This is a genomic window from Bacillota bacterium, assembly GCA_030705925.1.
GTDB lineage: Bacteria > Bacillota > Clostridia > Oscillospirales > Feifaniaceae > JAUZPM01.
The window spans coordinates 1-2,469 of record JAUZPM010000115.1 but is presented as its reverse complement, the minus strand read 5'-3'; the positions used below and the strand labels follow the sequence as shown (position 1 = coordinate 2,469).

Genomic DNA, 2,469 nt, shown 5'->3' with positions numbered 1-2,469 from the left:
GCATTTGATAAGTTAGGGAAAGTGTATATAGAAAAAAAACAGCTTAAAAATTTTGATGCCTGCGTCTATATAGGCGGTTCGCTGTTTATGGAAAATCCAAGCGATAGCCGCGATGAAATCAAGCTTAGACTTGAAACCGATTACTTTTACAGCCACAATAAACCGTATTTGATCTTAAGCAGTAATTTCGGACCTTTTAAAAGTGGGGACTATGTAAAAAGATATGGCGAAATTTTTAAAAAGTGCACGGATGTCAGCTTTAGGGATAAATATTCTTATGAGCTTTTTTCAAATATTTCAAGTGTACGCTATGCCCCTGACGCGGTTTTTTCATATCCCCTGCCCAGTGTCAGCAAAAAGAGCGGAACTTTTGGCATATCCGTCATAGATCTGCGGGGGCGAGGCGAGCTTTCGGCAAAATGGAACGATTATCTTAAAGCAGTATGTGCGTCTATAGTCTTAGAAGCGAATGCGGGCAGAGCCGTCACGCTGTTTGGATTCTGCGAGAGGGAAGGGGATTTCGACACAGTAAATGAAGTTATTTTAACCCTTGACAGAAATATTGCTGAAAAGGTCAAGGCTGTTTATTATACGGGTGATATGAATGAATTTATAAGCGAATATCTGTCTATGGAGCGCACTGTCTGCTCACGTTTTCATGCAATGCTTCTTTCGTATATGGCGGATCAGCCATTCTTCCCGGTTGTTTACAGCAAAAAGATGCTAAATATAATTAATGATTTGAACCTTTGTCAAAACTATGCTGATTTGAACAGTGATACATTGCCATCGATTTTTATCCCGGAAAAATCACAAAGTAATAATGGCATTTCTAAACAGCCTTTAGGCATATTTCATGAAATGGATAAACTGGTAAATACACTATTGACGTGAATATTAAAAGCCGATATAATGAAAAGTAATAAGTAAAAAGCAAAGCTGTTGAAAGACAGTGGCGCAAAACTAAAGGGTCTAAATTCCATTTTGGAATATGATAGCCAGTTGCCATAACATTTAGTGTTATGGCTTTTTTATTTAAGGCGGAGGGCATATGAATCGGACAGTAAGTATAATAATACCTGTCTGCGACGGAAAAGAATATTTGCATGACATGCTTGGCTGTGTTTTAAATCAGTCTTTTTATGATTATGAGCTGATTATTATTGATGATGGGTCGACAGACGGAAGCGGAGAATTATTAGATGAATTTGCAGTAAAACATCCTCAGATAAAGGTTTTTCACCAACAAAGGGCCGGGGTATCCGCGGCGCGAAATAAAGGCCTTTCAGCGGCTATGGGAAAATATATTTTTTTCTGGGACTGTGACGATAGAGTTTCTGTGGATATTCTTGAAAAAATGGTGTCAAATGCAGAAATGCATATAAAAAGCCTGACAGTCTGCGGCATCAAATGGTCGTTTTGCGAAACGGGCAAGGAACAATCAGTTCTTCCAAATTGCGGGGAAGAGCCGGTATCACATTTTCCGTTACTTTATGAAGATGGGTTGTTATCGAGCCTTTGCAATAAAATATTCAGCCGCAGCATTATCGAGAAGTATAAGCTTAAATTCGATAACGATATTTCGATGGGCGAAGATCTGCTTTTTGTTTTATCCTATATACGCCACATTAGCACTTTTACGTTTATTAATGAGGCACTTTATAGCTATCATATCAGGGGAAATAAAGGACTTCACGTTTCATTTCATGAAAACAGATTTTACGGAATTGCCAGAATGTATGTGCAGTTAAAACAGCTTTGTGACGAAAGAGGCTGTAATGAAGATTTGTTAATAATCATAAAAAGAAAAATAATTGAAGAATATTCGCTTGCGCTTTCAGACTGTGTTCATCCTGATAGCAGATTTCCTATGAAGAAAAAACTATCGGAAATGTCTAAAGCACTGAAAAGCATAGAATATAGGCAAACAATTGATGAACTGGATGGAGCATCGATTTTGCCGGTACTAAAAGAATTAATGCGTATCAAAAGCGCATTATTGTTATATATTTATTTTAGAATATCCGATTTTAGAAAAAAGCAAAGAAGGTAATGTTGATGTCGGCCATCCAGTCTTTTGACAAGCTTACAGCTACATACACGCATGATGTTTTTAACCTGTTCCTCAACAGGTTCTTAGGAAAAGCTCCGTTTCAGGGCATCCTGCTTTTAGACATCGACGATTTGAAATACGTAAACAGAATAAAATCAAGGGAAGTCGGAGATATACTTATTACCCTTGTTGTACGTAATATCTATAACAATGTTCCGAGAAACGCAATTGTCGGGAGAGTTGGTGAAGATGAATTTGCTGTGTTTCTGCCAGAGCTTTCTAATTTCGAAGAGCTGCGCAAGATAGGAGACAAACTGGTAAGCATACACAGAAATCCTATAAGATACAGGAATGAGGAATTTTTTCAGACAGTCAGCGTAGGTGGGCTTAGGCTTACAGAAGACGTTTTAAAGGAT

3 protein-coding genes and 1 riboswitch are annotated in these 2,469 nt (G+C 37.9%); all 3 genes read left to right on the top strand.

Features of this window, described 5'->3' with window-relative positions; all coding sequences use genetic code 11:
- Positions 1-894, top strand: an 894-nt coding sequence (locus tag Q8865_11220; protein MDP4153988.1) for a polysaccharide pyruvyl transferase family protein, incomplete at its 5' end; no start/stop codon positions are given.
- Positions 895-922: 28 nt separating this feature from the next.
- Positions 923-1,010: riboswitch (cyclic di-GMP riboswitch) on the top strand.
- 41 nt (positions 1,011-1,051) lie between these two features.
- Entirely contained in the window at positions 1,052-2,053 is a 1,002-nt protein-coding gene (locus tag Q8865_11215; protein MDP4153987.1) for a glycosyltransferase, read from the top strand.
- Positions 2,054-2,058: 5 nt separating this feature from the next.
- Positions 2,059-2,469: GGDEF domain-containing protein (locus tag Q8865_11210; protein ID MDP4153986.1), on the top strand; the 411-nt coding region annotated here is incomplete at its 3' end.